This window comes from Xanthobacter pollutisoli (assembly GCF_040044995.1).
In the GTDB taxonomy this organism is placed as follows: Bacteria; Pseudomonadota; Alphaproteobacteria; order Rhizobiales; family Xanthobacteraceae; genus Xanthobacter.
In genome coordinates this window covers 427,327-451,165 of record NZ_JBDZDP010000001.1, presented here as the reverse complement: position 1 = coordinate 451,165, position 23,839 = coordinate 427,327, and the positions used below count along the sequence as shown (strand labels likewise).

The window sequence follows — 23,839 nt, the reverse complement described above, 5'->3', positions numbered from 1 at the left end:
GCTCATTTCGCCGCTGCGCCGCCATCCGGCGCAGTCCCCGGGCGAACCATGGGCCCTCCGGTCAAGCCGGAGGGCGACGGAGGCGCCCGGTGGGACGAGGAGCGGAGGCTTCACTTCTTCTTGCCGGGCCCTCCCAATCCAGGAAGGCCCTTCGGCAGGCCCGGCAAGCCGCCGGGGAACTTGGCCGGAAGGCCGCCGCCGGGCAGGCCGGGGAAATTGGGGGGCAGGCCGCCGGGCGCGCCGGGTCCGCCGGGCATGCCGCCCTTGCCCATCTTCTCCGCCATCTCCTGCAGCATCTCGGGCGAGGGGCTGCCGCCGCCGAAGCCCATCATGTTGGCGAGGCCGGCGAGCGGCCCGCGCTTGCCCGCCGCGCCACCCATGGCCTTCATCACGTCGGCCATCTGGCGGTGCATCTTCAGGAGGCGGTTGATCTCCTCCACTTTGGTGCCGGAGCCGGCGGCGATGCGGCGCTTGCGCGAGGCGTCGAGCAGCTTGGGCGCCCGCCGCTCCTTGGGGGTCATCGAATTGATGATGGCCACCTGCCGCTTGAACACCTTGTCGTCGAGATTGGCCGAGGCGATCTGGTTCTTCACCTTGGCGACGCCGGGCATGAGGCCCATGAGCCCGCCGAGCCCGCCCATCTTGGCCATCTGCTCCAGCTGGCCGCGCAGGTCGTCGAGGTCGAAGGTGCCCTTGCGCATGCGCTCGGCGGTGACCTTCGCCTTCTCGATGTCGATGGCCTCGGCGGCCCGCTCCACCAGGGCCACCACGTCGCCCATGCCGAGGATGCGGCCGGCGACGCGGCTGGGATCGAAATCCTCCAGCGCGTCCATCTTCTCGCCGGTGCCCAGCAGCTTGATGGGCTTGCCGGTGACGTGGCGCATGGAGAGGGCGGCGCCGCCGCGGCCGTCGCCGTCGGCTCTCGTGAGCACGATGCCGGTGAGGCCGACTCGGCCGTCGAACGCCTTGGCGGTGTTGACCGCGTCCTGGCCGGTGAGGCTGTCGGCGACGAGCAGGACCTCGTGCGGATTGGTGGCGGCCTTCACCTCCGCCACCTCGGCCATCAGCCCCTCGTCGAGGGTGACGCGGCCGGCGGTGTCGAGCATGACCACGTCGTAGCCGCCGAGCTTCGCGGCCTCGATGGCGCGCTTGGCGATCTGCACCGCACTCTGCCCGGCGACGATGGGAAGGGTCGCGACCTCCACCTGCTTGCCCAGCGTGGCCAGCTGCTCCATGGCCGCCGGACGGCGGGTGTCGAGCGAGGCCATCAGCACCTTGCGCTTCATCCGTTCGGTGAGGCGCTTGGCGATCTTGGCGGTGGAGGTGGTCTTGCCCGAGCCCTGCAGGCCGACCATCAGAATCGGCACCGGGGCGGGGGCGTTCAGGTCGATGGGGTCGGCGTCGGCGCCGAGTGTCGCCACGAGCTCGTCGTGGACGATCTTGACCACCATCTGGCCGGGGGTGACCGACTTGATGACCTCGACGCCCACGGCGCGGTTCTTCACCCGGTCGGTGAAGGAGCGCACCACGTCGAGCGCCACGTCCGCCTCGATCAGCGCCCGGCGGACCTCGCGCATGGCCTCGCCGACGTCGGTCTCGGTGAGAGCGCCGCGCCGTTTCAGCTTGTCGAGTATGCCGCCGAGGCGGTCGGAAAGGGTATCGAACATGGGTGTCCGTCTGTTTGGGCTCACGAAGGACAAGCCAACGCCCATCGCGCCCGAGAGCGCAACGCGCTGTCGGGCGGTGGCCTCCGGGCTCTCGGCCCGGTCGGCGGGATCGGCATGGCCGTCCTCGTGAAGCGCGGGTAAGTAGCAGCTTTGCGCCGCGGAGGCAAATCCGAGTGGCCAAAGTGCGCGGACGCCGCTGTTCCGGCGTCATTATAAGCGTATCGTCATGCGCTATCACGCGAGCACGGTCCGCCGGCATCGGCGGGGAGGAAATCATGTCCGACACGCCAGAGACAGCCGCCCCAGCCGCCGCCGGACAGATCGTCCCCTTTCCCGCCGATTTCCGTATCGACGAGATCGCCACCAACGGCACGACCATCCATGTACGCTCCGGCGGGCAGGGCCCGGCCGTGGTCCTGCTGCACGGCTATGGCGAGACCGGCGACATGTGGGGCGCCATGGCCGCGGCGCTGGCGCCGCGCTACACGGTGGTGGTCCCGGACCTGCGCGGCATGGGACTCTCTGCCAAGCCGCCCGGCGGCTACGACAAGAAGACCCAGGCCGGCGACGTGGCGGGCGTGCTCGACGCGCTCAAGATCGAGAAGGCTGCCCTCGTCACCCATGACATCGGCAACATGGTGGGCTTCGCGTTCGCCGCTGTGTACCGCGACCGGGTGACGAAATGCGTCCTCATCGACGCGCCGCTGCCGGGGGTGGGGCCCTGGGAGGAGATTCTCAAGAACCCGCTGCTGTGGCACTTCCGCTTCGGTGGCCCGGACATGGAGCGCCTCGTGGAGGGGCGCGAACGCATCTACCTCGACCGGTTCTGGAATGAATTCTCCGCCCATCCGAGCCATTTCGGCGAGGCCGCGCGGGCCCATTACGCGGCGCTCTATGCGCTGCCCGGCGCCATGCACGCGGGCTTTTCGCAATTCGCCGCCTTCGACCAGGATGCCGTCGACAATGCGGCCTTGCTCGCCGCCGACGGCAAGCTCTCGGTGCCGGTGCTCGCTCTCGGCGGCGAGACGTCGTTCGGCGCCGCCATGGCCGACGTCATGCGCTTCGCCGCCACCGACGTGACGGGCGGCGTCGTGCCCGGCAGTGGCCACTGGATCATGGAGGAAAATCCCGGTGCAACCATCGCCCTGGTCGTGCCGTTTCTCGATGCGCCCTAGGCGGTGGCCGCCCGCTCTCCCCCTTCGCGGGCGCCCGTGCTAGATCACGGCCTGCGAGGAGAGACCCATGCCTGACAACAACGAGATCACCCGCTTCTTCGGCGGATCCCCCGCCTGGGTCCTGGTGCGTCTCGTGATTCTCTCGGTGGTGGTCGGCGTCATCCTCGCCGCGCTTGGCCTCGACCCCATGAACATCCTCACCAGCCTCGAGCGGCTGGTGCGCAACACCTTCAACTTCAGCTTCGAGGCGGTCGAGCGGCTGTGGCGCTACTTCCTGCTGGGCGCGGTGATCGTGATCCCCCTCTGGCTCATCATGCGCCTCATCGGCCGCCGCTGAGGCCGCAGCCATGACCGCGCAGAGGGCCGGCCCGGTCACGCACCGGCGCGTGCTCGCCATCGCGCTGCCCATGACGCTGGCGCATCTCACCACGCCCTTTCTGGGCGTGGTGGATGCCGCCGTAGTAGGTCGGCTGGGCGATGCCGCGCTGCTCGGCGGCGTGGCGCTCGCCGCTGTCATCTTCGACATGCTGTTCTGGGTGTTCGGCTTCCTGCGCATGGGCACGGTGGGTCTCGCCGCGCAGGCGCTGGGCCGCCGCGACACCGTGGAAGAACGGGCGGTGCTGGTGCGCGGGCTCCTCGTCGCCCTGGTGCTCGGCCTCGCCCTCGTGGCGCTTCAGCGGCCCATCGCGCAGGCCGCACTCGCCCTGGCCGGCGCGAGCGCCGAGGTGAACGCGGCGGTGATGGACTATTACGCCGTGCGCATCTTCGCGGCGCCCTTCACCCTCGCAAATTACGTGGTGCTGGGCTGGTTCGTCGGCCTCGGCCGCACCGGGCGGGCGCTGGCGCTTCAGGTCGGCATCAACGTGCTGAACATGGGGCTGAGCGCCGCCCTCGTGCTTGGCGCCGGCTGGGGCGTCGCCGGCTCCGCCGCGGGCACGCTCATCGCCGAGATCGCCGGAGCGGTGGCGGGCCTCGCCCTGTGCGCCCACACCCTCGGCGGCATGCCCGGGGTGCGACGCGCGGTGCTGTTCGATCGCGTGCGGCTTGCCGAAACCTTCATGCTCAACCGCGACATCATGATCCGCACGGCGGCGCTGATGTTTGCCTTCTCCTTCTTCGCCGCGCAGGGTGCCCGCGCCGGCGACGTGACGCTCGCCGCCAATGCCATCCTCCAGAACATGGTGATGGTGGCCGCCTATTTCCTCGACGGCTTCGCCACCGCCGCTGAGCAGGTCTGCGGCTCGGCCGTCGGGGCGCGGCGGCGGGCGGACTTTTCGGCGGGGGTGCGGCTGAGCCTCCTGTGGGGCCTCGGCTTCGCCCTCGCGGCCGGCGTCGTCTATCTTTTGACCGGCCCGGCCATCGTCGATGCCATGAGCACCAACCCGCAGGTGCGGGCCGAGGCGCGGATATTCCTGATCTACGCCGCGCTGTTGCCGGTGGCGGGCGTGACGGCCTACGCCTTCGACGGCGTCTATATCGGCGCCCTGTGGTCGCGGGACATGCGGAACCTCATGCTCGCCGCCCTCGCCGTCTATCTGCTGGCCTGGTGGGCGCTTCAGCCGCTCGGCAACCACGGCCTGTGGCTCGCCTTCCTCGCCTTCCTGTTGGCGCGCGGGGTGCTGCAGGCCCTGCGGCTGCCGGCGCTGGTGCGGCGGACCTTCGGCCCCTGAGGTCAGCGCGGCGGGGCGGCAAGTTCGGCGGGAAAGACGTGCACGCCGTCGGGTCCCAGGGGCAGATCGCGCACCCAGAGCGCGGCCGAGAGCAGCAGCGCCCCGTAGAGATGGGGAAAGAGGTCGCCGCCGCGGGACGGCTCCCATTTCAGCGCCGGGCCAAGGGCGGCGGTTTCCACCGCCACCAGCTTCAGGCCGTCCATGCCGGCGAAATGCCGTGCCGCAGTCTCGCGCACCTGGGCCGTGGTGGAGAAATGGATGAAGCCATCTGCAAGATCCACCGGCGCACCGGTGAACTCGCCCCGGGCTTCCGCTTCGGCCCACATGTCGGCCGGGCAGATCTTGAAGACGAGGTCGGGGGCGGGCATGGGCTGGGCTCCGGGCGCGGGGCAGAGGACTCGAACAGGGGACTTCAAAAGGGGCGCGCTTGCCATAGGGTGGCCTGAACGAAACGGCAACCCATTTCGCCTCCAGGTTGCGTGCGGATTCAATTCCTGTACAAATAGGGAACAAATTCTTATCATCCGCATCGTCGGGGATGCGCCAGGATCCGGAGGCGGCGGGTCCGCTGTCGAGGCAAGGAACCTCTATCTGATGCTTACCCACGGTCAGATCTGGCGCGCCATCGACCAGCTCGCCGAGCAGCACGGAATGTCCACCTCCGGCCTCGCGCGCCGGGCGGGGCTCGATCCCACCACCTTCAACCGCTCCAAGCGCATCACCATCGACGGGCGGGCGCGCTGGCCCTCCACCGAGAGCATCGCCAAGGCGCTGGCCGCCACCGGCACCAGCGCCGAGCACTTCTTCGCCCTCATGGACCCCGCCGACCGTCCGCCCCACGGCGGCGCCTCCGGCTTTGCCGAGGATCCGCCCAAGGGGCCGATCCACGCCATTCCGCAGATCGGCTTCGCCCAGGCCGGCTCGGGCGGCTTCTTCGACGACGCCGGCTTCCCTGCCGGCGCGGGCTGGGACGAGATCGCCTTTCCCGACGTGAACGATACCCATGCCTATGCGCTGGAGATCGCCGGCGATTCCATGGAGCCGGTGTATCGCGACGGCGATATCGTCGTGGTGTCCCCCGCCTCCGAGCCGCGCCGCGGCGACCGGGTAGTGCTGAAGACCAAGGAGGGCGAGGTGCTGGCGAAGGAACTGGTGCGCAAGACCACCCGCCACGTGGAGCTGCGCTCCCTCAACCCCGCTCATGAGGACCGCCAGATCCCCCTCGACCAGGTGGAATGGATGGCCCGCATCATCTGGGCCAGCCAGTGAGAGGCGGGCAGCGCGCTGCTCCGCGAGCCATGGTGTTCGGATAAAGGTGAGGCGATGGACGAAGCTTCCCGAGATCCCGGGCTGCGCCGCGCCGTCCTCGTGGTGGCGCTGCTCAATCTCGGCTATTTCGGCATCGAGTTTGCGGTGGCGGGCGCCATCGGATCGGTGTCGCTGTTCGCCGACAGCGTCGATTTCCTCGAGGATGCGTCGATCAATCTGCTGATCCTCGTGGCACTCGGCTGGCCCGCGGTCTGGCGCGCGCGGCTCGGCATGGCGCTCGCCGCCATCATCCTCGTTCCCGGCCTCGCCACGCTCTGGACCGCCTGGACGAAGGTGATGACCCCCACGGCGCCGGAGCCGTTCATTCTGTCCCTGACCGGCCTCGGCGCCCTGGCGGTCAACCTCGCCTGCGCGCTCATCCTCTCGCGCTATCGGCGCCACGGCGGCAGCCTCACCCGGGCTGCCTTCCTCTCGGCGCGGAACGACACCCTCGTCAACATGGCCATCATCGTGGCCGGGCTCGTAACCTGGCTCAGCGTGTCGGCGTGGCCCGACGTGATCGTCGGCCTCGGCATCGCGCTGATGAATGCGGATGCGGCGCGGGAGGTGTGGCAGGCGGCGCGGGCTGAGCACCGCTCGGCCGCGGCGTGAGCGGCGAGCGCTACGCCAGCAGCGCCTCCAGCGTCTCCAGCCGGTCGGCTTCGCCCGGCGGCTTGTCCCATCGCAGACGGGCGATGCGGGGGAAGCGCATGGCGATGCCGGAGCGGTGGCGGGTGGAGCGCGCGAGGCCCTCGAACGCCACCTCCAGCACGAGGCCGCTTTCCTTCTCGTGCACCACCTCCCGCACCGGGCCGAAGCGGTTCACGGTGAAGCGCCGCACGAAGGCGTCGATCTGCTTCAATTCCTCGTCGGTGAAGCCGAAATAGGCCTTGCCCACCGGCACCAGAACATCCTCGCCCTCTTCGCCCTGCGTCCACACTCCGAAGGTGTAGTCCGAATAGAAGGACGAGCGCTTGCCGTGGCCGCGCTGGGCATACATGAGCACCGCATCCACCGTGTGCGGATCGCGCTTCCACTTCCACCACGGCCCCTTGGGCCGGCCCGGCAGATAGAGGCTGTCGGCCCGCTTGATCATCACCCCTTCCACCGCCTCGGCGTCCGCACCGGCGCCGGCGGCCTCGGGATCGCGGCGGGCGCGGGTCAGTTCATCCCATGAGGAAAAGGCGATCATGGGCGAGAGGTCGATGCGGGGGCTCGCGAGCCGCTCCACCAGCGCCTGAAGCCGTGCGCGGCGGGCCTCGAAGGTGTGGTCGCGCAGGTCCTCGCCGTTCTCCACCAGCAGGTCGTAGGCGCGGATATGGGCCGGGAACTCGGCCAGCATCTTGACCGTCACCGTCTTTCGGTTCAGCCGCTGCTGGAGCACGTTGAACGGCTCCACCTTGCCGTCGCGGACGATGAGAAGCTCGCCGTCCATGGCACCGTCGAAGGCGGTGGCATCGGCCAAGGATCCGGCAAGGTCCGGAAACGCCCCGGAGATGTCCTCGCCGGTGCGCGAATAAAGCCGCACCGTTCGCTCGCCCTCCGGACCGGTGCCGGCCACCGCCTGGACGCGGATGCCGTCCCATTTCCATTCGGCGCGGAAGGCGGCGGGATCGAGGGTGGAGAAATCCGCCTCCTCGATGGCGTGGGCCAGCATCACCGGGCGGAACGGCGCGGGATTGGAGGTCTGCGGCCGCGGACCGCGCGCTTCCACCCAGGCGAACAGGTCCTCATAGGGCGGGACCATCCCCGGCCATACCAGCTCCACCTCGTCCGGCGTGATCTCGGTCAGGCCCTGGCCGAGGCTCGCCACTGCGGTCTTGGCGAGACGCGCCGAGGCGCCAACGCGCATGGAGCCGGTGATGAGCTTCAGAAGCGCCCAGCGGCCGGTCTCGTCCAGGCCGTCGAGCCAGTCGGCGAGGCGGCGGGGCAAAGAGGTCTTGGACAAAGTGGAGAGGCCGTGGACGATCTCGGACAGCAGCGGCGCGTGCGGCGCCGCGCCTTCCGGCTTCGGCCACATGAGCGCGACGGTTTCGGAGAGGTCGCCCACATAATCGTAGGACATCTCGAACAGCACCGGGTCCGCCCGCTCCGCGATCAGCGCGCGCACCAGCCCGGGCTTGGCATTGGCGAAGGACAGCGCGCCGGTGAGCGCTGCCAGCGCGAGGCCGCGCTCGGGGTCCGGCGTGGTGCGGAAATAGTCCGCCATCAGCCGGATCTTGGCATTGCGCCCGGCCTCGTAGGACATGCGGTCCAGCAACGCGGCAAAGCGGTTCATCCCTCGCGCTCCGCGGCGGGCAGGGCGGCTTCCTCGTCCTCCTCGCCATAGCCCACCATGTGGAGCGGCTTCGCTCTCAGCTGCCGGGTGTGGGCCCAGTGGACGAGGGCGTCCTCGGCGCCGTGGGTCACCCACAATTCCTCGCATCCCGTGGCGCGGATGGAAGCGCAGAGCCCGTCCCAGTCGGCGTGGTCGGACACCACCAGCGGCAGCTCGACGCCGCGCTGGCGGGCGCGGGCGCGCACCCGCATCCAGCCGGAGGCGAAACAGGTGATGGGATCGGCAAAACGGCGCGCCCACAGGTCGGTCATGGAGGAGGGTGGGGCGATGACGATGGCCCCCGCGAAGGCGGATTTCGGCGCGCCCTTCACTGGCACGATTTCGCCGAGGTCCATGCCAAGGCTAAGGTAGTAATCGGTGATGGCGATGAGGGCGCCGTGGACATAGATGGGCGCGCGGTGGCCCGCCTGCCGGATAAGCGCCATCATGCGCTGGGCCTTGCCGAGGGAATAGGCCCCAACGATATGGGTGCGCTCGGGGAAGATGCGCACCGAAGCGAGCAGCTTCTGGGTCTCGCCCATGGCGTCCGGGTGGCGGAACACCGGCAGGCCGAAGGTCGCCTCGCTGACGAAGACATGACAGCGCACCGGCTCGAACGGCACGCAGGTGGGATCGGCGGCATCCTTGTAGTCACCCGATACCACGATCACCAGACCGTCCTTCTCGATGCGGATCTGCGCCGAGCCGAGCACGTGGCCGGCGGGATGGGCGCTCACCTTCACCCCGTTGATCTCCACCGCCTCGCCATAGGCGATGGCCTGGGTCGCCCCGGCGAACCCCGCGCCCATGCGCAGCGCCATGATGTTCAGCGTCTCGCGGGTGGCGAGCACGTGGGCATGGCCGGCGCGGGCGTGGTCGGAATGGCCGTGAGTGATGACGGCGCGCTCCACCGGACGGGTCGGATCCACGTAGAAATCGCCGGCAGGCGAATAGAGCCCGCGGGGCGAGGGACAGAGCAGGTCTTCCGGGCGCATGTGTTCCGGCGGGTATCTTTATCGGGCGGGTTGCCCGTTATATGGGAACGCCCAAGCGCGTGCGCGAGGTTCCCTGACAATCCCGAGGTCGGCCTTGGCCTTTCCTGCCCATCCCTCCACCTCCGGCGACCCCGTCCTCGACCGGCGGCTCGACTGGGCGCGGGCCTTCCTGGCGGAAGGTGACGCGGCGGCGGCGGCGGACCTGCTGGCCGAAACGGTGCGCGCGGCGCCCGCCTTTGCCGCCGCGTGGTTCCTGCTGGGCGAGGCGCGCGAGAGCCTCGGCGACGGCGCCGCGGCCGGGGACGCCTATGGCCGGGCGCTGGCACTCGATCCCGATGACAGGCTCGGCGCGGGCCTGCGGCGGGCGCGTCTCGGAGGGGAGCCGGCCCAAGGGGCCATGTCGGCGGCCTATGTGCGCACGCTGTTCGACCAATATGCCGACCGCTTCGACGCCGCCCTGCGCGAGAGCCTCAATTACCGCGGCCCCGAGCTGCTGGTGGAGGCGACGCTGCGCGCCTGCGCCGCCGTGGGGCGGGAGCCCGCCTTCGGCGCGGCGCTGGACCTCGGCTGCGGCACCGGCCTTGCCGGCGTGCTGTTCGCGCCTCTGGCGGCGCGGCTGGAGGGCGTCGATCTCTCGCCGGCCATGCTGGAAAAGGCGCGCGCGCTCGGCGTCTATGCCCGCCTGGAGGTGGGGGAGATGAGAGCCGCGCTGGAGGCGCAGGCGGAGGCCGGGCTCGACCTCGTCCTCGCCGCCGACGCCCTGTGCTACGTGGGCGACCTCGCGCCCATCTTCCGCGCCGCACACCGCGCGCTCGCCGCCGGCGGGCTGTTCGCCTTCACGCTTGAGACCCACGGCGGCGACGGCGTGCTGCTGCGCGAGACGCTGCGCTTCGCGCATGGCGAGGCCCATGTCCGGCGCCTCGCGGCGGAGGCGGGGCTTGCCCTCGTCGCGCTGGAGGCTGCATCCACCCGCTCGGAAAAGGGCGTGCCCGTCCCCGGGCTGGTGGGCGTGGCGGGGCGTGGCTGAGCGCCCCCGCGGGCTACAGCTTCAGGCTCGTCGCCGAGAGCGAAGTGGTGTTGCTGAGGGCGATGACGAGATCGGCGTTGCCGTCGCCATTGGTGTCGCCCTGGAGCTGGCCGTCGGCGAAGCGCAGCTCGCCCGCGGTGCCGGAGAAGGCGGCGGACCCGACATAGACGAAGGCGTCGTTGGCGGAGCCGCCGACGCTGTTGGCGTCGATGGCCGCAAGATTGACGATGTCGCCGCCGCTCGCCGAGAAGTCGGCGATGGTGTCGAACGCCGAGGCGCTCGACTGGGCCACGTCGGAATAGACGAATTGATCGGCGCCGCCCCCGCCATAGATGAGGTCCGCCCCGGAGCCGCCCGCCAGCGTGTCGGTGCCGGCGAGGCCGTAGAGCGTGTCGTTCCCGGCGCCGCCATAGAGGGTGTCGTCGCCCGCGCCCCCCTTCAAAGCATTGGCGAGGCCGTTGCCGTTGCCGGAGAAATTGTCCGCGCCTGTGTAGGTCACGTTCTCCACGTTGGCGCCGAGCGTGTAGGTGGTGAGCGACGTGCGCACGCTGTCGATGCCCGCGTCCTGCGCCTCGCTCACCCCGTCGCCGACGGCATCGACGAAATAGGTGTCGTTGCCGAGCCCGCCCGCCATGGAGTCGTTGCCGAGGCCGCCATCCAGCGTGTCGTTGGCCTTGCCGCCGCTGATGGAATTGTCGAGCGCGTTGCCGGTGCCGGTGAAATTGGCGCCGCCCGTGCCGGTATAGACGAGGTTCTCAAAGTCCGCGCCGAGCGTATAGGTCGCGAGCGTGGTGCGCACCGTGTCGGTGCCCGCGGAGGCAGCCTCCTTCACGGTGTCGCCGGTGCTGTCCACCACATAGGTGTCGTTCCCGGCCCCGCCCTCCATCCAGTCGCTGCCCGCGCCGCCGTCCAGCCAGTCGTCGCCGACAAGGCCATAGAGCGTGTCGCTGCCGGTGTCGCCGGAGAAGATGTCGTTGCCGGCGGCGCCCTTCAGCGTGTTGTCCAGGGTGTTGCCGGTGGCGGTGAAATCGCCCGTCCCGGTATAGGTGACGTTCTCGACGTTGGCGCCGAGCGCGTAGGAGGAGAGCGAGGTGCGCACCGTGTCGGTGCCGGCGTTCGCCGCCTCGGTCACCACGTCGCCGGCGGCATCGACGATGTAGGTGTCGTTGCCGAGGCCCCCGGCCAGCGCGTCGTTGCCGGCGCCGCCGTCCAGCGTGTCGTTGGCCTTGCCGCCGCTGATGGAATTGTCCGCGGCATTGCCGGTGCCCGTGAAATTGGCGCCGCCCGTGCCGGTGTAGACGAGGTTCTCCAGCTCCGGCGCGAGGGTGTAGCTGACCAGCGTCGTGCGGACCGTGTCGTTGCCGCCGTCGGCATATTCGGTGATGGCGTCGCCGGTGGAATCCACCAGATAGACATCGTCGCCGGTGCCGCCGATCAGCGCATCGCTGCCGGTGCCGCCGTCCAGCCAGTCGTTGCCGGAGCGGCCATAGAGCGTGTCGTTGCCGGCGCCGGCGGTGAACGTGTCGTTGGCGGTGCCGCCGGTGAGCACATTGGCGGAGGCATTGCCGTTGCCGGTGAAGTCACCGGCGCCGGTATAGGTGAGGTCTTCCAGCGCCGCCGCGAGGGTGTAGGAGGAGAGCGAGGTGCGCACCAGATCGGTGCCGCCGCCGTCCGCCTCGCTCACCGTGTCGCCGGTGTTGTCCACCAGATAGACGTCGTTGCCGGTTCCGCCGGTCATGGCATCGGCGCCGGTGCCGCCGTCCAGATAGTCGTCGCCGGCATTTCCGCTGAGGGTGTCGTTGCCGGCGCTGGCCACGAGGCTGTCGTTGCCGGCGCCGCCCGCCATCACGTTGGCGAGGGTGTTGCCGGTCCCGCTGAAATTGCCGGACCCGATGTACGCGAGGTTCTCCACGTTCGTGCCGAGCGTATAGATCGCGGTCGCGGCGCGGATGGAATCGATCCCCGCATCCGCGTCCTCGATGACCACGTCGCCGGCCGCATCGACGAAATAGAGGTCGTCGCCGAGGCCGCCATACATGGTGTCGTTGCCGGCGCCCCCGTCGATGGTGTCGTTGCCGGCGCCGCCACGGATGACGTTGGCAAGGCTGTTGCCGGTGCCAGCGAAGGCGGCGGCGCCCGTGTAGGTCAGGTTTTCCACATTGGCGGCGAGGGTGTGGCTGGCCAAGGAGGTGCGCACGGTGTCGGTCCCGCCTCCGGCCGCCTCGATCACCACGTCGCCCGCGGCATCGACCAGGAACACGTCGTTGCCCGATCCGCCGGTCATCTGGTCGTTGCCCGTGCCGCCGTCCAGCGTGTCGTTGCCGTCGCCGCCGTCCAGCACGTCGTCGCCGCCGAAGGCGTAGATCGTGTCGTTGCCGCCCTTGCCCTTGAGCGTGTCGTTGTAGGCCGAAAGGGAATAGGCGCTGATGATGTTGTCGAGATCGTTGCCGATGCCCGTGGACGCGCCGGGATTGACGAAGGTGAGGTCCTGGACGAACGCGCCGAGCGTGTAGGAGGCCGAGCGGGACAAGGCGACATCGTAGCCGCCGCCGCTCTCCTCGATGATGGTGTCGTAGGTGCGAACGTAATAGGTGTCGTTGCCGGCGCCGCCGACGAGGGTGTTGGCGCCGGTGTCGCCGGCGTGGATCAGGTCGTCCCCGTCCATGCCATAGATGGTGTCGGAGCCGCCCATCCCATAGATGGTATCGTTGCCGCTGCCGGCGATGATGATGTTAGCGGCGCTGTTGCCTGTGCCGTTGAAGTCGCCCGTCCCCGTGTAGGTCAGGTTTTCCACATAGCCGACCAGCGTGTAGCTCGACAGGTCGGTGAGCACCGTGTCGATGCCGCTGTCGTAATATTCGGTGATGGTGTCGCCGGCTCCGACCACATAGGTATCGTCGCCGCTGCTGCCGTCGAACCGATCCACCCCGGCGCCGCCATCCATGAAGTCGTTTCCGGCGCCGCCGTAGAGCCTGTCGTTTCCGTCGCCGCCGTAGATGGTGTCGTCGCCGAGAAGGCCGTAGACGGTGTCATTCCCGCCCATCGCCTCGATCACGTCGGCGCCGTCGCCGGTGCGGATCGCATTGTCCAGCTCGTTGCCTGTGAGGGTGATGGGGGACGTATCCGACCCGTCGTAGGTGAAGTTCTCGAGATTGGCGCCGAGCGTGTAGGGGCCGGTAAACGAGGCGATCACCGTATCGGTGCCGTTGTCCGCGGCCTCGATGACCACGTCGTCGACGCGATTGATGACATAGGTATCGTTGTTCGCCCCGCCGGCGAGGGTATCGATGCCCGCGCCGCCGGTCAGCACGTTGGCGAGGGCGTTGCCGTTTCCGGTGAAACTGCCCGTGCCGGTGTAGGTCAGGTTCTCGACGTATTCGCCAAGCGTGTAGCTGTCGAGGCTCGTCAGGACCTGGTCTGTATGCCGGACATCGCTGTTCTCGGAGGGGTCGAAGGCCTCGACGACCACGTCTCCGACCGAGTCGACGATGTAGGTGTCGCTGCCCTCGTTGCCCTCCATCCGGTCGTCGCCGGTGCCGCCGTCAAGGAGGTCGTTGCTGTCGGCCCCGACCAGATTGTCGTTGCCCTCGCCGCCGTACAAGTTGTCCTTGCCGTAGAGGCCGAAAATCTCGTCGTCTCCGCCGAGGCCCTGGATGGTGTCGGCCTCGTCGGTGCCGGTGAGCGTGTCGTTGCCGGGAGTGCCGGTGATGTCAGCCATGGCGCTGGGCCTCGTTGCCGCAGGTCGGCAATGGAAGGGTCGGGTGCGGGCGCCCGCGCAGGTGGATGGGGCCCGTGGCGGTAATCAGGACAAGATCGGACGGCGCGGTTATGAAGAACAGGCATCAGCCGCGGCTCAGATGTCTTGGTACAACGACTTACACGCCCGCGGCTGGGTACTTCAGGCGTTGTCGGGCGCGGCGCGCAATACTATAGCCGCCAAATGATCTTGCCGGGCTTGATACGCGAGCTGAAGTATCTTGACTGGGCGTAACAAAATACCCGAAGGCATTTGCGCGCGCAAGCGATTGCACGCGCCAAGCTCGGTGGCACAGGACAATTCAAACCCTACCCCTTGTCGCCAAAGCTCCCGCGCCAAAAGGCCCGCGCCGAGGCGCCGCGGCCGCGTCACGCCACCGGCAGGGAGAAGGGCTCGCCCTCGAAGGCGTCGGTGCCGCGGCCGATGGTGTGGATGGCGGCCACCATGCGGCCCTCGCGGCGCAGCGCTGCATCGGCCAGGGCAACGATGCGGGGGTTCGGCGTCGCGGTGGGGGATGCGTGGCGCAGGCGCTGGGCGAGCTCCAGCTCGTCGCGCTCGGGCAGAAGCGCGCAGAGCGTCGCATAGGCCGCGGCGGTGGAGCGCGAGATGCCGGCGTAGCAATGGATCACCAGCGGTGTCTGGCGCGGCCAGGCATGCACGAACTCGAAGAGCTCGTGCATGTGCGCCTCCTCCGGCGCCACCATACCCTCGATTTCCTCGACGATGTCGTTGATGCCGAGAAAGAGGTGGTTGGTGGGGTCGACATTGCTCGGCCGGGTCAACACCGTGCCGCCGTTGATGAGCGTGATGACATGCCGCGCGCCGGTGCTCGCCACCGTCTCGTGCAGCTTCGCGAGGGAGCACACGTGGATCATGGGTTCAGCTCCTCGAACCTCTTCAGGAAACGCGCTTTTGCCGTTTCCGCCTCCCAGGGGGTGAGATAGTCCTTTTCCACGGCAGCGTCGAGGCGCGCCGGGCGGCCGAAGAAGGCTTTCGCCTCCTCCGCCGAGAAGCCGGCAAGGCGCGTCGCCTCGAAATAGGCCGAGGCGCGATCGGCGCTCTTGGCGATCTTCACAAGCGCATCGGGCCACACCGCCGGCAGAGCGAAGCGGATGGAGATGGCGGCGAGAAGGCGCGCCTCCACCGCTTTGTAATCCCCGCCCAATACCGCCTTGAAGGGCGAGATCATGTCGCCGATCACATATTCCGGCGCGTCGTGCAGCAGCACGCACAGCCGCCAGCGCCGGTCGAGGTCGGGATGGGAGCGGCGCGACAGGCGCTCCACCAGCAGGGAATGCTGCGCCACCGAATAGATGTTGGCGCCGGAGGTCTGGCCGTTCCAGCGCGCCACGCGGGCGAGGCCGTGGGCGATGTCCTCGATCTCCACGTCGAGAGGAGAGGGGTCGAGCAGGTCGAGCCGGCGGCCCGAAAGCATGCGCTGCCACGCCCGCGGCGCAGCCCGCCGGGGGGCGGGCGTCCTGCGGGCGGAGGGGTCGGGGGTGTCGTCGGCGTCGGCGGTCACGAATCGCGTGCTCCAGGGATCGGGCAAAGGTAAGCTGCCGCCGACGCTCCACAAGCCGTCCGTCACGGGCGGGCACCCCTGATCCCCGGCCGCATCGAGCCCTTTTCGAGATCCACCATGTCCGACGCCCCCGCGCCTGACGCGACCGCGGCCGCCACGGCCGCTCTTTCCGCCGTGCGTCCCACCCTTGCCGCCAGCGCCGCGGTATTCCGCGGCCCGCTGGTGCTGCTCGCCCGCCGCGCGGCCAATCCCGGCGCGGGCCTGTGGAGCCTGCCCGGCGGGCGCGTGGAGCCCGGCGAGACGGTGGCGCAGGCGGCCGCCCGGGAGGTGATGGAGGAGGTGGGGGTGGAGGCTGAGATCGTCGGCCTCGCCGCCGCCCGCGACATCATCGTGCGCGATCGCGAGGGCGAACTGAGGGCGCATTTCGTCGTGCTCGCCCATGCGGCCCGCTGGCGCGCCGGCGAGCCCATGCCGGGTGAGGAAGCGGCGGAGGTGGGCTGGTTCCGCCCCGTCGAGGTGGCGGGCCTCACCACCACCGAGGGGCTCGCCGAGGTGGTGGAGAAGGCGGCGCTCCTTCTGGGCGAGACGTGAGTCGGATGTCCCTGCCCCCCTTGACCCGGCCGGGCGCGGGCCGCAGGAGTGGCGGCGGAACCAGCACCGCCATGCGCACCCTTGCCCTTCTCCTCGCCGCCGCCCTGACCCTTGGCACCCTCTCTCCCGCCGCGGCCGCGGGGCCGAGTGAAGGCGCGCCGCCGCCCTATGACGGCGATCTCATGCGCCTCGCCGAAATCCTCGGTGCGCTGCACTATCTGCGGCCGCTGTGCGGCGTCACGGCGGAAGGCCAGCGCTGGCGCAACGAGATGCAGGCGCTGATCGACACCGAGCAGCCTTCCGATGCCCGCCGTGCGCGAATCATCGCCAGCTTCAATCGCGGCTATTCGAGCTATGCGGAGGTCTACCGCACCTGCACGCCGGCGGCGAAAGTGGCGGTGGACCGCCAGCTGGACGAGGGCGCGCGGCTCGCACACGAGATCGTGGTTCGATTTGGCGGAAATTGACCGCCTGACATTAACCTTTTGGTCAGAACTCCCCTGAACAGCGCCGCGCGGCGTGCTAGAGATGCGCCTGCGCCGTCCGGTTCACGGCGCGGAGGCGAAACACCGTGTCCACCTTGCCCACCCCTGTCATCGACCTGCCCGAAATCTCGGACATGGCCGCCGACGACCGCCACGCCGCGCTGACCTATCTGAACGACGCGTGGGTCGAGGCGGTGCGCGAGGGGCTGGAGGAGGACTGCCTCGTGCAGGCCGCCCTGTTCACCGCCCTGCGCAGCCTCGTCGCCACCTATGGCGAGAAGGCGAGCGCCGAATACGTCGCCCGCGTCGCCGAGCGCGTTGCCGCCGGCGAATATACCGTGGTCGGCCGCTCCCACTGACGCCGGCTTCCCTCTTCGTCGCGTTCCTCCGGCCGGGCCTCTCACGAGCGCCCGGTTTTTTTGCTGTGCGGCGCAAACGAAAACGGCGCCCGGGGGGCGCCGTCTCGTTGTGCCGAAAGTTTGCCGGATCTTCGTCATCCCCCGGACCGCCGGGAGATGACAAAAGTGTGTGAGATCCTCAGGCCGCGTCGCGCTTGTTCTGGCGGTTGTGGATGAGGTCTTCCACCACGGTCGGGTCGGCCAGGGTCGAGGTGTCGCCGAGGCTCTCGAACTGGTCTTCCGCGATCTTGCGCAGGATGCGGCGCATGATCTTGCCCGAGCGGGTCTTGGGCAGGCCCGGCGCGAACTGGATGAGGTCGGGCGAGGCGATGGGGCCGATCTCCCGGCGCACCCAGGCGACGAGCTCCTTGCGCAGCTCCTCGGAGGGCTCCTCGCCATCCATCAGGGTGACATAGGCATAGATGCCCTGACCCTTGATGTCGTGGGGGAAGCCCACCACCGCCGCTTCCGACACCTTGGGATGGGCGACGAGGGCGCTTTCCACTTCCGCCGTGCCCATGCGGTGACCGGAGACGTTGATCACGTCATCCACGCGCCCGGTAATCCAGTAGAAGCCGTCCGCGTCGCGGCGGCAGCCGTCGCCGGTGAAGTATTTCCCCGGATAGGTGGCAAAATAGGTCTGCTCGAAGCGGTCGTGGTCGCCATAGACCGTGCGCATCTGGCCGGGCCAGCTATCCGCGATCACGAGGTTGCCTTCGCATGCTCCTTCGAGCACCTGTCCGGCCGCGTCCACCACTTCCGGCACCACGCCGAAGAACGGGCGGGTGGCGGAGCCGGGCTTCAGCTTGGTGGCGCCGGGCAGGGGGGTGATGAGGATGCCGCCGGTCTCGGTCTGCCACCAGGTGTCCACGATGGGGCAGCGCTCCTCGCCCACCACGCGGTAGTACCACTCCCAGGCTTCGGGATTGATGGGCTCGCCCACCGAGCCGAGCAGGCGCAGGGACGCGCGCGACGTCTTCTTCACCGGCTCCTCGCCCGCCTGCATCAGCGAGCGGATGGCGGTGGGGGCGGTGTAGAAGATGTTGACCTTGTGCTTGTCGATCACGTCCCAGAAGCGCGACATGCTGGGATAGTTCGGGATGCCCTCGAACATCAGCGTGGTGGCGCCGTTCGCCAGCGGACCGTAGACGATGTAGGAGTGGCCCGTCACCCAGCCCACGTCCGCCGTGCACCAGTAGATGTCGCCGGGGTGATAGTCGAAGATGTACTGGTGCGTCATGGACGCATAGACGAGATAGCCGCCCGTGGTGTGCAGCACGCCCTTCGGCTTGCCGGTGGAGCCGGAGGTGTAGAGGATGAACAGCGGATCTTCCGCATTCATCGGCTCGGCCGGGCATTCCTCCGTCACCATGGCGACGGCCTCGTCGTAATACACGTCGCGGCCCGGGGTCATGTCCACCTTGCCGCCGGTGCGGCGCACCACGATCACATGGTCGACGCCGCCGTCGATCTGGTTGATGGCGGCATCCACATTGGCCTTCAGCGGCACCTTGCGGCCGCCGCGCAGGCCCTCGTCGGCGGTGATGATGCACTTGGAGCCGCAGTCGGCCACGCGGCCGGCAAGGCTGTCGGGCGAGAAGCCGCCGAACACGATGGAATGGATGGCGCCGAGCCGCGCGCAGGCGAGCATGGCGTACGCCGCCTCGGGGATCATCGGCAGGTAGATGGTGACGCGGTCGCCCTTTTCCACGCCTCGGTTGCGCAGCACGTTGGCGAGCTTGTTCACCTCGGCGGAGAGCTCGCGATAGGTGATGTGGCGGCTCTCGTCGGGGCTGTCGCCCTCCCAGATGATCGCCACCTGATCGCCGCGCGTCTCCAGGTGTCGGTCGACGCAATTGTAGGCGACGTTGGTGATGCCGTCCTCGAACCACTTGATGGAGACGTGGCCGGGATCATACGAAGTGTTCTTGACCTTGGTATAAGGCGTGAACCAGTCGATCCGCTTGCCGTGCTCGGCCCAGAAAGCATCCGGGTCCTTCACGGAGGCGGCATACATGGACTCATAGCCGGCATCGTCCACATAGGCTTTCTTCGCCCAATCGGACGGAACGTCATAGACCTTGTCGGACATTCTCTTGCCTCCCTCGCGCGAGGTGCTAGACCCGCGATCCTTCGTTCACGGCGGCTTTTCCCGCCTTGCTTGCGGCGGATTATGGGGACCGGCCGGGCGCTCCACAAGGCATCCCGGCGCAGACTTTGGGCGCATAGCCGTTGGTCGGCCCCCACTCCCGCAACGTACCGGCCCTGCACCTTGATGCCGCAGTCCGGGGCGTTTCCCCCCCGTTGCGCCGGGCCTATAGACGGACAGATCGCGCTCTGCGCAGCAGGATACCTGCCATGGATGTCTGGACCCGCCTTCTTCTTGTCCTGTCCGGCCTCATGGGCGCCGCTGGCGTTGCCGCGGCGGCCGCGGCCGCCCACGTGGGCGGCGGCGCCAATCTCGAAACCGCCGCGCACTTCCTGCTCTTCCACGCCGCCGCACTGGCGGCGCTCTGCGCGCTCGCGCTGCACCTGTCCCGCGCGGGTGCGCTTGTGAGGACGGGCGCCAGCGCCATCGCCCTCGGCGCAGTGCTGTTTTCCGGCGATCTGGCGATGCGGGCCTTGATGGATGTCAAGCTCCTGGGCGGAAGCGCGCCTTTTGGCGGCTCCCTCATGATCCTCGGCTGGCTCGGCGTCGCCGTCGCCGCGCTGTTCGCCCGCAAGGCCTGAGCGCTCACCCCCGGGCTGCGCGGCGCGCCTCGGCGCGGGCGATCAGCCCGCCGAGGCCCGCCTCTTCGCTCAGGACGAGGGTCACCGGCAGGGTGGCGATGCGCCCGCGCAGCGCGGCGAACGCCGGGCCGGAGAGGCGCGCCATGTCTTTCTGCGTGGTGACGAGCCGCGCCCCGCCGCGCTCCGCCTCGGCGGCGAGGTGGGCAATCTCCTCCACGCGATAGGGATGGTGGTCGGGAAAGGCGTGGCGGGTGCCAAGCGCGAGGCCCTCCGCCTCCAGGGTCGCGAAGAATTTCTCCGGCCGGCCGATGCCGGCGAAGGCGACGAGCGGCCCGTCTCGCAGGGAGGCCACCGCGTCCCCGTCGGGCACGAGACGGCCATGCAGAACCGCGACACCCGCGGCGCGGGCGGCACCCGCAACCGCGTCGCCCGCCTTTCCCTCACCTACCACCAGCACCGCGTCCGCCCGCGCGAGCTGCGGCGCGAGGGGCGCACGCAGCGGCCCGGCAGGGGTGACGGCGCCGTTGCCGATGCCCACCGCGCCGTCGATCACCAGCAGGGATGCATCCTTGGCGAGGGAGGGGTTCTGGAAGCCGTCATCCATGACCACGTGGGTTGCGCCCGCCGCCACCGCCAGCCGGGCGCCGCCGAGCCGGTCGCCGCCGGCGACAATGGTCGGCGCCACACACGCCAGCAGCAGCGCCTCGTCGCCCACCTCCCGCGCGCCGTGTACCGCCGGATCGACCCGGAGCGGCCCGCGCGCCGTGCCGCCGTGGCCGCGCAGCAGGGCAAACGGGCGGTGGCCCGCCGCTATGAGGCGCTGGAGCAGAGCGATGGCGGTGGGCGTCTTGCCGGCACCGCCCACGGTGGGATTGCCAATGCACAGCACCGGCACCTCCACGATCCCCCCCGCCTGCGTCATGCGGCGGGCCGCGACGGCGCCCACCACCGCGCCGATGGGGGAGAGGAGGGCGCTGGCAAGGCCCGGTTCGCGCCACCAGAAGGCGGGCGCGCGGCGCATCAGCGGGCCTCGAGGCGGATCTGGATCAGATAGGGCTCGATGGCGCCCAGCGTCCGCTCCAGCGCGCCGCCGAGGGCGCTGACGGTTGCGTGGGCGGCATCCGACATCTGGCCGTGAAGCTGGGGGTCCTTCATGATCGCATAGGCGGCGCGGGCGATGCCGAGGGCATCGGGCACCTCGGCCGCCCCCTCGTCACGGTCGAGCTGCGCATAGATGGCGCCGAAGTTCCACACATGGGGGCCGTGCAGCACCACGGCGCCGAGCTTCGATGGCTCGATGGGGTTCTGCCCGCCGTGCTCCACCAGGGAGCCGCCCATGAACACCACGGGCGCGAGGCGGTAGAACAGGCCGAGCTCGCCGATGGTGTCGGCGACGTAGATGTCCGTTTCGGCATCGGGCAGCTGGCCGAGGCTGCGCTGGCGCGAGGAGAAATCGGCCGACTGGGCGAGGGCCGCCACGTCCGCGCCGCGGTCGGGATGGCGCGGGACGAGGATGGTGAGAAGGTCCGGGATCTTCGAGATGAGGATCTCGTGCGCCTCGATCATCAGGTCCTCTTCCCCATCATGGGTCGAGGCGGCGAGCAGCACCGGCCGGCGGCCGACGGCCTTGGAGAGGCGCTGCAGCTCCACCGAATCGGCGGCAGGCGGCGGCACGTCGAACTTGAGGTTGCCGCAGACCACCACGCGCGGCGTCCCGAGGCCGCGGAAGCGCGCGGCGTCCTCCTCGCTCTGGGCGAGGCAGAGGTCGACGCGCGAGAGCAGGGCGCGGGCGCTGCGCGGCAGGCGCGCCCAGCGGCGCGCCGAGCGCTCGGAGAGGCGGCCGTTGACCAGAACCACGGGGGTGCCGCGCCGGCCGAGCTCGGCCAGCACGTTCGGCCACAGCTCCGACTCGGCCAGGAGCACGAGGTCGGGCGCCCAGTGGTCGAGGAAGCGGCCGACGAAGCCGCGGGCATCGAGGGGCACGAACTGGTGGATGACGCCGGGCGGCGCCCGCCGCTCCGCCACGCGGCTGGAGGTGAGCGTGCCGGAGGTGAGCAGAACCTTGAAGCCGCGGGCGCTCAGCCGCTCGATCAGCGGCAGCACCGAGATCACCTCGCCGACGCTCGCCCCGTGCACCCAGACCAGCGGGCCGCGCGGCCGATCGGCGCTGGCATAGCCGCGCCGCTCGGCGAGGCGGGCCGGGTCCTCCTTGCCCTTGCGCACGCGGTAGGACAGCCAGACCGGGGCGAGGAGAGCGGCCGCCGAGCTGGCGCCGCGATAGAGGCGAAGGGTGAGCGGCAGCGCGCGCCCCTTCATGCGCCCCTCGATCGGGCGAGCGCCTCGGCCCGCGCCGTGGCGGCCTCGAGGCGCGCCTGGAGCAGGTCCCGGGCGGCGTGGAGCCCGGCCTCGTCCACGTCGCGCGCGACATAGACGGGCTCGCCGACCACCGCGGCCCCGCGGCCGAGGGGCAGGTTGAGGCTGGCGCGGTCCCAGCTCTTCAGCGTTATCCGGTTACGGGTAGCCATGGCGAGCGGGATGATAGGGCGTCCCGAATAGCGCGCAATGGTCACGACGCCGAGGCCGACCTTGCGGGCGATCTTCGGCACGTCGGCGGTCATGGCGACGTTGATGCCCTCCTTCAGCGTGTCGAGCATCTCGTAGGTGGCCGAAACCGCGCCCTTGCGGTGGAAGTCCCGACGGGAGGTGGCGCCGGAGCCGCGGATGGTGCCCACCCCCAGCTTCTCGGCGGCGATGGCGTTGATTTCCGCATCGGCATGGCGGGAGATCAGCACCTTCGCCTTGTGGTGCGGCTTCATGGCGAACGGCGTAAGGAAATGCTGCCCGTGCCAGAAGGTGACGATGACGGGCATGTGCTCGTCGATGGTCTCGAAGATGTCCGGCGGCTCGATGATGAAGTCGGTCGTGCGCGCCACGAGCTTGAAATAGGACGCGAACGTCGTGCCCGCCGCCACTTTGAAGGCACGGTTGGTCCTCAGTCGCCGCCACATTTAGGGTCTGCTCGCTCTTTCTGTGTGCCGCCGCCGGCGCGGGCCCTGCGGCACCGCTCGTGGCCTCACGCTCACCCGCCCTGAACCTTGCCGGTCTCGGGATCAAGCAGCCGGTGAAGATGTACCACGAAGTAGCGCATCAACGCGTTGTCCACCGTCTGCTGCGCCTTCGCCTTCCAGGCAGCGGCCGCGCTGGCATAGTCGGGGTAGATCCCGACAATGTCGAGCTTGGAGAGATCCTTGAACTCGGTGCCGTCGAGGGTGGTCAGCTCCCCGCCGAAAACGAGGTGCGGCAATTGCTTGTTGGTCTCGGTCATGGCGTGTCCAATTTGGCTTTCAAAAAAACTTCAGCCTTGAGGGCGCCAAGCGCCTCCGCATGGAGCGGCGCGCCGGCGCATACGAGGGACGCATGGCGCGGGACCGGCGCGTTGTAGCGCAGGCGCGCGCCGTCCCGCGTGGTCAGCAGGCCCCGCGCCTCCTCCACGATGAGGTCGGCGGCGGCAAGGTCCCAGTCGTTGCTGTTGGCGCCGGAAAAGGCGACGTCGATCTCGCCGGTGGCGACGCGGGCGAGGCGCAGCGCCAGGGAGCGGATGCGCGGCAGGCGCTCGATGGGCGCCGTTCGGGCGATGGCGTCGAGGTCGGCGGCGGGGCCGGCCACCCGGGCTCCATCCAGGCGGGTGCGCGGAGCGATGGCGAGGGGGCGGCCGTTGTGCAGCGCACCGGCGCCAGCCACGGCGGTGAAGAGCTCGCCGCTCGCCGGCGCGAAGAGCACCGCCGCCACCGGGCGGCCGTCCTCCACCAGCGCCACCGAAACCGCCCAGTCCGCGCCGGCGGCCATGAAGGCTCGGGTGCCGTCGATGGGGTCCACCACCCACAGCCGGCGGGCGGCGAGGCGCTCGGGACCGTCGACGGATTCCTCCGACAGCCAGCCGATGGCCGGATCGAGCGCGGTGAGGCGCTCGCGCAGGAACGCGTCTACCGCCATGTCGGCATCGGTGACGGGGGAGTCGTTGCCCTTGGTCCAGGTCTTGAGCCCGGCCCTGAACATGGCGAGCGCGAGTTCCCCCGCCGCCGTCACCGTGTCGGTGACCTGACGGGCGAAGGCGTCGTCGAGGGCGGAGGGGAGGGCTGCCCCGCCGCCGGCGCTCGTCGTCTCGATGCTCATGCGCCTGCCACATAGGGGCGCCGA

Annotated in this window: 23 protein-coding genes; 10 read left to right on the top strand and 13 right to left on the bottom strand. The window is 69.7% G+C overall.

Annotation, left to right across the window (positions count from 1 at the left end):
- Positions 1-110: 110 nt before the first annotated feature.
- Complete coding sequence (gene ffh / locus ABLE93_RS02140) at positions 111-1,667, bottom strand: signal recognition particle protein (RefSeq protein ID WP_348837613.1); 1,557 nt, start codon at positions 1,665-1,667, stop codon at positions 111-113.
- 275 nt (positions 1,668-1,942) lie between these two features.
- On the opposite strand from ffh, the gene ABLE93_RS02135 reads away from it, so the two are divergent.
- The 3 genes from ABLE93_RS02135 to ABLE93_RS02125 all read left to right on the top strand — a co-directional run bounded on the left by ABLE93_RS02135 (position 1,943) and on the right by ABLE93_RS02125 (position 4,512).
- Positions 1,943-2,842, top strand: a complete 900-nt coding sequence (locus tag ABLE93_RS02135; RefSeq protein ID WP_348837612.1) for an alpha/beta fold hydrolase — start codon at positions 1,943-1,945, stop codon at positions 2,840-2,842.
- Between the two features lie 67 nt (positions 2,843-2,909).
- Entirely contained in the window at positions 2,910-3,179 is a 270-nt protein-coding gene (locus ABLE93_RS02130; RefSeq protein WP_348837611.1) for a DUF6460 domain-containing protein, read from the top strand.
- Between the two features lie 10 nt (positions 3,180-3,189).
- Entirely contained in the window at positions 3,190-4,512 is a 1,323-nt protein-coding gene (locus ABLE93_RS02125; RefSeq protein WP_348837609.1) for an MATE family efflux transporter, read from the top strand.
- 2 nt (positions 4,513-4,514) lie between these two features.
- Here ABLE93_RS02125 and ABLE93_RS02120 read toward each other — a convergent pair whose 3' ends face one another.
- The gene (locus tag ABLE93_RS02120; RefSeq protein ID WP_348837608.1) at positions 4,515-4,880 is read right to left on the bottom strand and encodes a DUF952 domain-containing protein; all 366 of its coding nucleotides are present in this window, start codon (positions 4,878-4,880) and stop codon (positions 4,515-4,517) included.
- A 226-nt stretch (positions 4,881-5,106) separates the two neighbouring features.
- Between ABLE93_RS02120 and ABLE93_RS02115 the strand changes: the two genes are divergently transcribed.
- Together ABLE93_RS02115 and ABLE93_RS02110 are read left to right on the top strand one after the other, a co-directional pair.
- Positions 5,107-5,781, top strand: coding sequence for a S24 family peptidase (locus ABLE93_RS02115; RefSeq protein ID WP_348837607.1), 675 nt, complete (start codon positions 5,107-5,109; stop codon positions 5,779-5,781).
- Between the two features lie 54 nt (positions 5,782-5,835).
- Positions 5,836-6,432 (top strand): cation efflux transmembrane domain-containing protein, encoded by a 597-nt coding sequence (locus ABLE93_RS02110; RefSeq protein WP_348837606.1) that lies wholly within the window; start codon positions 5,836-5,838, stop codon positions 6,430-6,432.
- Between the two features lie 10 nt (positions 6,433-6,442).
- On the opposite strand, the gene ABLE93_RS02105 is transcribed toward ABLE93_RS02110, so the two are convergent.
- Both ABLE93_RS02105 and ABLE93_RS02100 read right to left on the bottom strand, forming a co-directional pair.
- Positions 6,443-8,098 carry a cisplatin damage response ATP-dependent DNA ligase gene (locus ABLE93_RS02105; protein ID WP_348837604.1) on the bottom strand — a complete coding sequence of 552 codons (1,656 nt, stop codon included), beginning with the start codon at positions 8,096-8,098 and terminating at the stop codon, positions 6,443-6,445.
- Complete coding sequence (locus ABLE93_RS02100) at positions 8,095-9,132, bottom strand: ligase-associated DNA damage response exonuclease (protein WP_348837603.1); 1,038 nt, start codon at positions 9,130-9,132, stop codon at positions 8,095-8,097. Before ABLE93_RS02100 ends, ABLE93_RS02105 begins: the two co-directional genes overlap by 4 nt.
- A 94-nt stretch (positions 9,133-9,226) precedes the next feature.
- Here ABLE93_RS02100 and ABLE93_RS02095 point away from each other — a divergent pair, with 94 nt between their 5' ends.
- The gene (locus tag ABLE93_RS02095) at positions 9,227-10,159 is read left to right on the top strand and encodes a class I SAM-dependent DNA methyltransferase (protein WP_348837602.1); all 933 of its coding nucleotides are present in this window, start codon (positions 9,227-9,229) and stop codon (positions 10,157-10,159) included.
- A gap of 13 nt (positions 10,160-10,172) precedes the next feature.
- Here ABLE93_RS02095 and ABLE93_RS02090 read toward each other — a convergent pair whose 3' ends face one another.
- The 3 genes from ABLE93_RS02090 to ABLE93_RS02080 form a co-directional block, all read right to left on the bottom strand.
- Complete coding sequence (locus ABLE93_RS02090; protein ID WP_348837601.1) at positions 10,173-13,877, bottom strand: beta strand repeat-containing protein; 3,705 nt, start codon at positions 13,875-13,877, stop codon at positions 10,173-10,175.
- 407 nt (positions 13,878-14,284) lie between these two features.
- Positions 14,285-14,791 carry a tyrosine phosphatase family protein gene (locus ABLE93_RS02085; RefSeq protein WP_348837600.1) on the bottom strand — a complete coding sequence of 169 codons (507 nt, stop codon included), beginning with the start codon at positions 14,789-14,791 and terminating at the stop codon, positions 14,285-14,287.
- A complete protein-coding gene (locus ABLE93_RS02080; protein WP_348838462.1) occupies positions 14,788-15,351 on the bottom strand; it encodes an HD domain-containing protein in 564 nt (187 codons plus the stop codon). Before ABLE93_RS02080 ends, ABLE93_RS02085 begins: the two co-directional genes overlap by 4 nt.
- A 204-nt stretch (positions 15,352-15,555) precedes the next feature.
- Here ABLE93_RS02080 and ABLE93_RS02075 point away from each other — a divergent pair, with 204 nt between their 5' ends.
- The 3 genes from ABLE93_RS02075 to ABLE93_RS02065 all read left to right on the top strand — a co-directional run bounded on the left by ABLE93_RS02075 (position 15,556) and on the right by ABLE93_RS02065 (position 16,873).
- Entirely contained in the window at positions 15,556-16,029 is a 474-nt protein-coding gene (locus tag ABLE93_RS02075) for an NUDIX hydrolase (RefSeq protein WP_348837598.1), read from the top strand.
- A gap of 71 nt (positions 16,030-16,100) precedes the next feature.
- Positions 16,101-16,496, top strand: a complete 396-nt coding sequence (locus tag ABLE93_RS02070; protein ID WP_348837597.1) for a TIGR02301 family protein — start codon at positions 16,101-16,103, stop codon at positions 16,494-16,496.
- A 104-nt stretch (positions 16,497-16,600) separates the two neighbouring features.
- Complete coding sequence (locus ABLE93_RS02065) at positions 16,601-16,873, top strand: hypothetical protein (RefSeq protein WP_348837595.1); 273 nt, start codon at positions 16,601-16,603, stop codon at positions 16,871-16,873.
- A 178-nt stretch (positions 16,874-17,051) separates the two neighbouring features.
- Here the strand turns inward: ABLE93_RS02065 and acs are convergent, their stop codons facing one another.
- Positions 17,052-19,004, bottom strand: a complete 1,953-nt coding sequence (acs, locus tag ABLE93_RS02060) for an acetate--CoA ligase (protein ID WP_348837594.1) — start codon at positions 19,002-19,004, stop codon at positions 17,052-17,054.
- Positions 19,005-19,270: 266 nt separating this feature from the next.
- Between acs and ABLE93_RS02055 the strand changes: the two genes are divergently transcribed.
- Positions 19,271-19,642 carry a DUF423 domain-containing protein gene (locus tag ABLE93_RS02055; protein ID WP_348837593.1) on the top strand — a complete coding sequence of 124 codons (372 nt, stop codon included), beginning with the start codon at positions 19,271-19,273 and terminating at the stop codon, positions 19,640-19,642.
- A 4-nt stretch (positions 19,643-19,646) separates the two neighbouring features.
- Here ABLE93_RS02055 and lpxK read toward each other — a convergent pair whose 3' ends face one another.
- The 5 genes from lpxK to ABLE93_RS02030 form a co-directional block, all read right to left on the bottom strand.
- Positions 19,647-20,663, bottom strand: coding sequence for a tetraacyldisaccharide 4'-kinase (gene lpxK / locus ABLE93_RS02050; protein WP_348837592.1), 1,017 nt, complete (start codon positions 20,661-20,663; stop codon positions 19,647-19,649).
- The gene (locus tag ABLE93_RS02045; protein ID WP_348837591.1) at positions 20,663-21,958 is read right to left on the bottom strand and encodes a 3-deoxy-D-manno-octulosonic acid transferase; all 1,296 of its coding nucleotides are present in this window, start codon (positions 21,956-21,958) and stop codon (positions 20,663-20,665) included. The genes lpxK and ABLE93_RS02045 overlap by 1 nt, the downstream gene beginning before the upstream one ends.
- The gene (locus ABLE93_RS02040; RefSeq protein ID WP_348837590.1) at positions 21,955-22,650 is read right to left on the bottom strand and encodes a lysophospholipid acyltransferase family protein; all 696 of its coding nucleotides are present in this window, start codon (positions 22,648-22,650) and stop codon (positions 21,955-21,957) included. The genes ABLE93_RS02045 and ABLE93_RS02040 overlap by 4 nt, the downstream gene beginning before the upstream one ends.
- 71 nt (positions 22,651-22,721) lie before the next feature.
- Positions 22,722-22,967, bottom strand: a complete 246-nt coding sequence (locus tag ABLE93_RS02035; protein WP_348837589.1) for a DUF4170 domain-containing protein — start codon at positions 22,965-22,967, stop codon at positions 22,722-22,724.
- Positions 22,964-23,815: a 3'(2'),5'-bisphosphate nucleotidase CysQ gene (locus ABLE93_RS02030; RefSeq protein ID WP_348837588.1), complete on the bottom strand. Its 852-nt coding sequence runs from the start codon at positions 23,813-23,815 to the stop codon at positions 22,964-22,966. Before ABLE93_RS02030 ends, ABLE93_RS02035 begins: the two co-directional genes overlap by 4 nt.
- Positions 23,816-23,839: the final 24 nt, after the last annotated feature.